The sequence below is a fragment of the Reyranella sp. genome (genome assembly GCF_036558665.1).
Lineage (GTDB): Bacteria > Pseudomonadota > Alphaproteobacteria > Reyranellales > Reyranellaceae > Reyranella.
Genome location: NZ_DATBFE010000112.1, coordinates 1 through 8129 on the forward strand (window position 1 = coordinate 1; position 8129 = coordinate 8129).

The 8129-nt window shown below is 65.6% G+C and carries 11 protein-coding genes; all 11 read right to left on the reverse strand.

The features are described from left to right. A partial coding sequence (gene mnmA, locus VH499_RS17030; protein ID WP_332053939.1) for a tRNA 2-thiouridine(34) synthase MnmA occupies positions 1-1125 on the reverse strand: 1125 nt, incomplete at its 3' end. Positions 1126-1169: 44 nt separating this feature from the next. Next, a complete protein-coding gene (locus VH499_RS26185; RefSeq protein ID WP_414709805.1) occupies positions 1170-1667 on the reverse strand; it encodes a hypothetical protein in 498 nt (165 codons plus the stop codon). Between the two features lie 45 nt (positions 1668-1712). Continuing rightward, positions 1713-2390, reverse strand: a complete 678-nt coding sequence (locus VH499_RS17040) for a hypothetical protein (protein WP_332053940.1) — start codon at positions 2388-2390, stop codon at positions 1713-1715. 55 nt (positions 2391-2445) lie between these two features. Continuing rightward, positions 2446-2652, reverse strand: coding sequence for a Fe-S cluster assembly protein IscX (gene iscX, locus VH499_RS17045; RefSeq protein ID WP_332053941.1), 207 nt, complete (start codon positions 2650-2652; stop codon positions 2446-2448). Between the two features lie 10 nt (positions 2653-2662). Further along, positions 2663-2998 carry a ferredoxin family 2Fe-2S iron-sulfur cluster binding protein gene (locus tag VH499_RS17050; protein ID WP_332053942.1) on the reverse strand — a complete coding sequence of 112 codons (336 nt, stop codon included), beginning with the start codon at positions 2996-2998 and terminating at the stop codon, positions 2663-2665. Between the two features lie 14 nt (positions 2999-3012). Continuing rightward, positions 3013-4908, reverse strand: coding sequence for a Fe-S protein assembly chaperone HscA (hscA, locus tag VH499_RS17055; protein ID WP_332053943.1), 1896 nt, complete (start codon positions 4906-4908; stop codon positions 3013-3015). Next, positions 4905-5417, reverse strand: coding sequence for a Fe-S protein assembly co-chaperone HscB (gene hscB, locus VH499_RS17060; protein ID WP_332053944.1), 513 nt, complete (start codon positions 5415-5417; stop codon positions 4905-4907). Before hscB ends, hscA begins: the two co-directional genes overlap by 4 nt. Positions 5418-5437: 20 nt before the next feature. Then, positions 5438-5833, reverse strand: coding sequence for an iron-sulfur cluster assembly accessory protein (locus VH499_RS17065; RefSeq protein ID WP_332053945.1), 396 nt, complete (start codon positions 5831-5833; stop codon positions 5438-5440). Positions 5834-5860: 27 nt separating this feature from the next. Further along, a complete protein-coding gene (iscU, locus tag VH499_RS17070; RefSeq protein ID WP_332053946.1) occupies positions 5861-6292 on the reverse strand; it encodes a Fe-S cluster assembly scaffold IscU in 432 nt (143 codons plus the stop codon). Between the two features lie 28 nt (positions 6293-6320). Beyond that, positions 6321-7559, reverse strand: a complete 1239-nt coding sequence (locus tag VH499_RS17075; RefSeq protein WP_332053947.1) for an IscS subfamily cysteine desulfurase — start codon at positions 7557-7559, stop codon at positions 6321-6323. An 18-nt stretch (positions 7560-7577) separates the two neighbouring features. After that, positions 7578-8129, reverse strand: a 552-nt coding sequence (locus VH499_RS17080; RefSeq protein ID WP_332053948.1) for an aminotransferase class V-fold PLP-dependent enzyme, incomplete at its 5' end; no start/stop codon positions are given.

Consider the following 8129-nt stretch of genomic DNA (forward strand, 5'->3'; position numbering starts at 1 on the left):
TGCGAAGCGCTGGATGAAGCCGCCGCCGAGAACACGGCTGCCGGAAGCACCGTCGTAGATCACGCAGGCCTGGCCAGGCGACACGCCGATCTCGGGTTCGGCAAAGCGGACGGCGAGCGTCTCTCGTTCGCGGGACACCTCGGCAGCTCGTAGCGCTTGCGAGGAGCGAACGCGTACCTGAACGGCCAATGGGCCGCTGACATCCGGACCGAGCCAGTTCACGTCATACAGAGCGATTTCCCGCCGCCCCAGCGCGCTGCGCGGCCCGACGACTATGCGGCGGGTCCCGGGCTCGATCTTCACCACATAGAGTGGTTCGTTGTTCGTGCCATTGCGCATACCTGTTGCCAGGCCCCTTCGCTGGCCGACCGTGAATCCAATGACGCCGTCGTGCCGTCCGAGAACGTTGCCGGCCATATCGACGATGTCGCCTGGATCGTCCGCCTCTGGCCGGAGCTTTTGCACCACCGCGCGATAGTCGCCGTTCGGCACGAAGCAGATGTCCTGGCTGTCGGGCTTGTCGGCGACCGCGAGGTCGAAGCGCTCGGCCAGCGCCCGTGTCTCGATCTTCGACAGATGACCGAGCGGGAAACGCAGAACGTCAAGCTGTGCCGCCGTGGTGCCGAACAGGAAGTAGCTCTGGTCGCGCGCGGGATCCATGCCGCGGTGAAGCTCCGGTCCCGCCTCACCCACCACGCGGCGGACATAGTGGCCGGTTGCCAGCGTATCGGCGCCAAGATCACGCGCCGTCTTGAGCAGGTCGCGAAACTTCACCGTGCGATTGCAGGCGATACAAGGAACCGGCGTCTCGCCGCGCATGTACGACTCGGCGAAAGAGTCCATCACGTCGTTGCGGAAGCGCCTTTCGTAGTCGAGCACATAGTGCGGAATGCCCAGCCGTTCAGCGACCTCACGGGCATCGCGGATATCCTGACCGGCGCAGCAGGCGCCCCTCTTCCCTGTTGCTGCGCCATGGTCGTAGAGCTGCAGGGTGATGCCGACAACGTCGTACCCCTCGTCCTTCAGCAGCGCGGCCGTGACCGACGAATCGACGCCGCCGGACATGGCGACCACGACACGCGTGTCGCCCGGCGTCTTCTCGATATCGAGGGAATTGCGGGTCATTGCGGGGGCTATATAGGCTCCCCGGCAACCGGTCGCCAGCGCCGCTAGTCGCGGCGGTAGCTGGTGTCCCGCATGGCCTTGGCGACCCCGTTGCGGTCATAGACGATGACCACCCGGTCGCCCATTTGCACGTCGCCATCGTCCGGCTGGGCAATGGTGACCCGGGATCCGTCGTCTTTGCGCACCGTGACTTCGATGCCGCGCCGCCCGCCGCCATTCTGGTCGATCGCCGTACCCGCGATGCCACCGCCGACGCCGCCCAGAACGGCGCCGACCAGCGCCCCGCCCACGGAGTGACTGACTGCGCCACCGACTACCGCGCCGGTAGCGGCGCCCAATCCACCGCCGACCAGCGTGCCGTTGTTCATACCCGACTGACCGCGCAACGGTACCTCTCGAATTGAGATGACGCGGCCCGTTTCGCCGCGATAGCCACTGGCGGTCTGGACGACGCCCGGCTGTACGCCCTGATTCTCGCACGCGCCAAGCGTTGTCGCGAGCACCAGCGGCAAAAGCAGACCGAGAAGCCACTTCGCAGACATCGCTCCTAACCTCTTTCGCTCAGGGAAGACACGAGACGGGTCAATCTAGTCCGAGCGACGCGAAGTGTCGCGCACCACTTTTGCCACGCCGTCGCGCCCCTGCACGATCTGGACGCGGTCGCCGAGCTGGATGTCGCCATCGTCGCGCTGGGCAACCGTCACCTTCTGACCGTCATCCTTCTGCACGGTTACCTCGATGCCGCGGCCACCCCCCGCGCCGCCGTGATTGCCGTCGAAGATCGCGCCGACGATCGCCCCGCCGACCGCGCCGATCAGGCCGCCGACGATACCGCTGCCCAGGGTATGGCCGGTGGCCGCTCCGATCGTGGCCCCCCCGACGCCGCCCAGCAGGCCGCCGATCATCGTGCCATTGCCCGATCCGCCACGGCCGCCGCGAAGGCCGACTTCGTTGATCGAGACGACGCGACCGCTGTCGCCGGCCATTGCCGCCGGTTGCGGCCCGGCGTAGGCGCCCGTCGAAGTTGCGCGATCGTTGGGGTCGAGCGGCGTCGTGCCGGCGACAGGGCCTCCTGCCGCCGAAGCATTTTGCACGTAGCCCTGATTCTGGCCGTAAGCAGTGTTGGGAACGTAGGTCTGGTTCGGGCCATAACCCGAAGGCGGCCCCGACCGGCTGACGATGCCGGGCTGGACGCCGCCGGACGCACATGCGCCGAGACATGCCGTCATCAGCAGCAGCAGCGCCGGTTTCAGCAACCCCCTCATATGCCCCTCCACAACCACTGTACGAGAGGAATTGAGACCGAATTGGGGCAGCCCGTCAGCCTCGCTCTTCGATCCAGGCGGCCTGGATCGCTTCGAGGATCTTCTCGTTGGAACGCCCCGGATCGTCGGCGAAGTTCGGCAATTCCATTATCCAGCGGTGCAAATCGGTGAAGCGAAGGTTGACATTGTCGACCTCGGGGTGGCGTTCCTCAAGCTCTATCGCGATGTCTTGAACGTCGGTCCAGCGCAGCTTTCCGGCCATCGTCTTCCCCTTACTTGTCGACCATCATGTTGCGGGTCGCCGCCGGCAGCTTCACGACCAGTCCGTCGAGCGCCTCGCTCATGCGGATCTGGCAGCCCAGTCGCGAGGTGTGCGTGAGCCCGAAGGCGAGGTCCAGCATGTCCTCCTCGTCCTCGCTCGCCGGCGCGAGCTTCTCGAACCACACCGCTTCCACGATCACATGGCACGTCGAGCAGGCGAGCGAGCCTTCGCAGGCTCCCTCGATGTCGATGCCGTTGTTATGGGCAATCTCCAGCACCGAAAGGCCGATCGGGGCCTCCACCTCCTTGCGCGACCCGTCCTTCAGGATGAACGTCATCTTCGGCATCGACTCGAACCTCGTCACTCTCCGACACGGCGCTCCAGGTCGCTCATCGACAGCCCCGATAGCGCCTCGCGAATCCCGCGATCCATGCGCCGCTCGGCGAACGGCTTGGACAGAGCTTCGAGGGCTTCGGCTGCGGCACTGATCTCGTCACGGTCGTCGCCGGCGATTGCCTTCTCGAGGCGACCACGCGCGGCATCAAGCGCACTGCGCTCGTTCGCCGACAGCAGGCTGCCGTCCTTCGTGAGCGCGGCATCCAGCGCGAGCAGGCTCCGTCGCGCCTCGACCCGCGCTTCCGTCAACAGGCGTTGCGCCATGTCCTGTTCGGCGTTCTCCAGGCTGTCGTAGAGCATGTCGGCCATGTCTTCGTGGCTCAGGCCATAGGACGGCTTGACCTCGATGCGCTGCGCGATCCCGGTGGTGCGCTCCTGCGCCGACACGGTGAGCAGACCGTCGGCATCGACGGCGAAGGTCACCCGGATGCGCGCCGCGCCGGCAGTCATGGGAGGAATGCCGGTGAGCTCAAAGCGCGCGAGACTGCGGCAATCGGTGACCATTTCGCGTTCGCCTTGCACGACGTGGATCGCCATCGCCGTCTGTCCGTCCTGGTAGGTCGTGAACTCCTGGGCGAGTTGCACCGGGATCGGCGTGTTTCGCGGCACCACCTTTTCGACGAGGCCGCCCATCGTCTCCAGCCCCAGCGACAGCGGCGTTACGTCGAGCAGCAGCGTGTCGGACCCGGCAGTCAGAGCCTCGGCTTGCAGCGCCGCGCCGAGCGCCACCACCTCGTCAGGATCGATGTCGACGAGCGGCGGCTTGCCGATCATCGCGGCGACCCGATCTCGGACCGCCGGCACGCGTGTCGAACCGCCGACCAGGACCACTCCGTGGATTTCACCGCCTGTCAGACTGGCGTCGGCCAGCACCTGCCGGGCGATGTCGACCGTGCGCTTGACCGGAGCTTCGATCATTGACTCGAACTGTGCGCGCGTGATCGCGTGGAACGACGGCACGCCGCCCAGCTCGAGCCGTCCCGAAGTCCTGTCGCGACCGGATAGTTGCTCCTTCATCTGGCGCGCGAGGACGAGCGCCGTCTTCACCGCGCCTTCATCGATCTGATCGGCGATGCCGTCGCGCTTGCGCTCGTCCAACAGGCGTTCGGCAAGCACGCGGTCGAAATCGTCCCCGCCGAGCGCCGTATCGCCGCCGGTGGCCAGCACCTGGAACACGCCCTTCTCCAGCCGCAGCAACGAAAAGTCGAAAGTACCGCCGCCAAGGTCGTACACCGCGTAAAGGCCTTCCGATCCCTTGTCGAGGCCATAGGCGAGTGCCGCCGCGGTCGGCTCATTCACCAGGCGCAGCACCTCGAGTCCGGCGACACGGGCGGCATCGCGGGTCGCCGTGCGCGCCGCATCGTCGAAGTAGGCGGGCACGGTGATGACCGCCCGCTCGACCGGCTTCTCCAGCGCGGCTTCGGCGCGCTGGCGCAACGCCTTCAGGATCTCCGCCGAGATCTCGACCGGCGATCGTGCCCTGCCGGCGATGCGCAGCTTCACCATGTCGGTCTGGCCGCTGCCCGGCTCGATCTCGTATGGCAGGACGCCGGCCACGGCGTGAAGGTCGGCCGCGCCACGGCCCATCAGGCGCTTCACCGAGGCCACGACGTTGCGCGGCTCGCTGGCCATCAGCAGGCGCGCCTCCTCGCCCACCACGATGCCGCCCGAGTTCGGATAAGCGACCACCGATGGCACCAACGCCCTGCCCGTCTCGTCGTGCAAGGCGGCCGGCTTGCCGTCGCGGGCGATCGCGACGACGGAATTCGTCGTGCCGAGATCGATGCCGACCGCCAGCGTTCCCTCGCCCGCATGCGGCAGAGGCGTCTCGCCAGGTTCATGGATCTCGAGCAGGGTCATGCTTTCGCCCGTTCGAGAGCTGTCCGTCTTGACCGCGCTTCGTCGGCAAACTTGTCGAGATAACGCAGACGCAGAAGCGCACTTCTGAGGGCGGGCCTGTCGTCCCTCGAGAACAAACCGGCGAGACCGGACAGCGCATTCTCCATGTCGCTACCTGCTTTCCGGGCCAACAAGTCCACTTCCTCGATCGTCTCTGCCTCAAGCAACGCCTCGCGCGCCTCCATCGCCTCCATGAGAAGCTCGGGATCGTCGATGGTCTTGCCGTCGCCCGGCAATTCGACGCCCTTCAGGCTCGCGAGATAGACCGCACGGCTCAGGGGATCCTTGAGCGTGCGGTAGGCGTCGTTCAGCGCCGCCGCCTCGGTCGAGGCTCGCGCCTTCTCTTCAGGCGGCCTGGCGACGAACCGGTCGGGATGCCACTGGCGCTGCCGCGCGAAATAGGCCTTGTCGAGCTGGGCGGGCTCCAGGTCGAGCGCCGCCGGCACTCCCAGCCGCGCGAAATGATCCATGATCCCAACGCTTCAGTCTGTCAGACGTGAAAGGATTCGCCGCAGCCGCAGCGCCCCTTCTCGTTCGGGTTCCTGAACACGAAGCCCGACTTCAGCTTCTCTTCCGCATAGTCCATCTCGGTGCCGATCAGGAACAACGACGCCTTCGGGTCGATCAGGAGCTTGATGCCCCCGGTCTCCACGACCTCGTCCATCGGCTCCTGCTTTTCGGCAAATTCCAACGTGTAGGAAAGGCCGGAGCAGCCTTTGGTGCGCACGCCGATGCGCACGCCCGCGGTGGCCTTGCCGCGCCCGTCGATCAACGCTTTCACGCGCTCGGCAGCCGCCGGCGTCACCGTCATCACCTGCGGGCGCGGACGGCGCGGTCGCGGCACGACGGCAGGCTTGGGGGCGTCCGTGACGATAGGCGTGCTCATGAAACTCTCTCTGCTCCGAATCCGGGACTACTTGGCGGCGGCGACCGCTTCCTGGCCTTCCGGTGCGCACTCATCCTTCTTCAGCGTCTTGGCGCGATAGTCGGCGATTGCCGCCTTGATCGCGTCTTCCGCCAGGACCGAGCAATGTATCTTCACGGGCGGCAGCGCAAGGTGCTTGGCGATGTCGGTGTTCTTGATCGTCTCCGCCTCGTCGATCGTCTTGCCCTTTACCCACTCGGTGACAAGCGATGAGGAGGCGATCGCCGAACCGCAACCGAACGTCTTGAACTTGGCGTCCTCGATCAGACCGTCGGGGCCGACCTTGATCTGCAGCTTCATCACGTCGCCGCAGGCCGGCGCACCCACCAGACCCGTACCGACATCCTCGGCATTCTTGTCGAGCGCTCCGATGTTGCGGGGGTTCTCGTAGTGATCAATCAGCTTTTCGCTGTAGGCCATGACGCTCTCCTTGGATCTTGCGGCGGCGCTAGTGCGCTGCCCACTCGATGGACTTCAGATCGATGCCTTCCTGGGCCATCTCCCAGAGCGGGCTCATCTGTCGCAGCTTGGTGACGTGGCGCACGAGCTCGTCGACCGCGGTATCCACTTCCTGCTCGGTCGTGAACCGGCCAAGGCCGATGCGCAAGGACGTGTGCGCCAATTCCTCGTCGACGCCAAGAGCCCGCAGCACATAGCTCGGCTCCAGCGAGGCCGAGGTACAGGCCGAGCCGGACGAGACCGACAGGCTCTTGATTCCCATCATCAGCGACTCGCCCTCGACATAGGCGAAGCTGATGTTGAGATTGCCCGGAATGCGATGGTCGAGATCGCCGTTGACATAGATTTCCGGCAACTTCGCCTGCAGCCCCTTCAGCATGCGGTCACGCAGCTTCGTCAGGCGCTTCGCCTCGGCATCCATCTCCTTCATGCAAACCTCGGCCGCCTCGCCCAGGCCGACACACAGCGGCGTCGGCAAGGTGCCGGAACGAAAGCCACGCTCCTGGCCGCCGCCATTGATCAGTGCCACCAGACGCACACGCGGCTTGCGGCGGACGTAGAGCGCACCAATGCCCTTGGGTCCGTAGATCTTGTGACCTGAAATGCTCATCAGGTCGATGTTCATGGCATTGACGTCGAGTGGAATCTTGCCCGCGGCCTGGGCGGCGTCGGTATGGAAGAACGCCCCCTTCTCACGGCAGATCTTGCCAATCTCGGCCAGCGGCTGGATGACGCCGATCTCGTTGTTTACCGCCATCACCGACACGAGCACGGTCTTGTCCGTCACCGCGGCGCGGAGCTGCCCGAGATCGACAAGGCCGTTCTTCTGCACCGGTAGATAGGTGACCGAGAAGCCCTGCTGTTCGAGGTGGCGGCAGGTATCGAGCACGCACTTGTGCTCCGTCACCGTGGTGACGATGTGGTTGCGACGGTCCTTGTAGAACTCGGCCACGCCCTTGATGGCGAGATTGTTCGATTCGGTGGCGCCGGACGTGTAGATGATCTCCTTCTCGTCGGCGCCGATCAGCTTGGCGACCTGCGCCCGCGCCTTCTCCACGGCCTCTTCCGCCTCCCAGCCGTAGGAATGGCTACGCGAATGGGCGTTGCCGAACTTGTACGTGAAGTAGGGCATCATGGCTTCGAGGACGCGCGGATCCATCGGCGTCGTGGCCTGATAGTCGAGGTATATCGGCTGATCGTTGCGCCGGATCTGTGCCAGAGCGTTCATGTTAACCCCTTGAAATCACTATGCGGCCTGGGCTTGGGAGATATCCGAGTGCGCTGCTCGGATATATAGGTCGCGCCAGGCGGCGATCAAGCGCTCGATATCCTGCGCGGTCGTGTTCCAGCCAAGGCTGATGCGAGTGGCCGTGGCCGCTTCGACGGCAGGCACCCCCATGGCCTCCAGCACCGCCGACCGCCCGACCTTGCCAGAGGAACAGGCCGCGCCAGCAGAAACGCAGATCCCTGCCAGATCTAGTGCCATGACCTGGGTCTCGGCCATCACGCCCGGCATCGATACGCAGCTCGTGTTGCCAAGTCGCACTGCATCCGCGCCATAAGCAATGGCGCCCGGCGCGATCCACCTCAGCTCCGACTCCAGTCGATCGCGCAGCCGATCTACATCGAGGCCCGACGCCCCAGCCTCGGCCGCAGCCCCGAATCCGACAATGCCTGCGACGTTCTCGGTCCCGGCGCGGCGATAGCGTTCCTGGCCGCCGCCGCGGCGATCCGGCGTCAATGGTGCGCCATCACGCACGACCAGAGCGCCGACGCCTGTGGGACCGCCAAGCTTGTG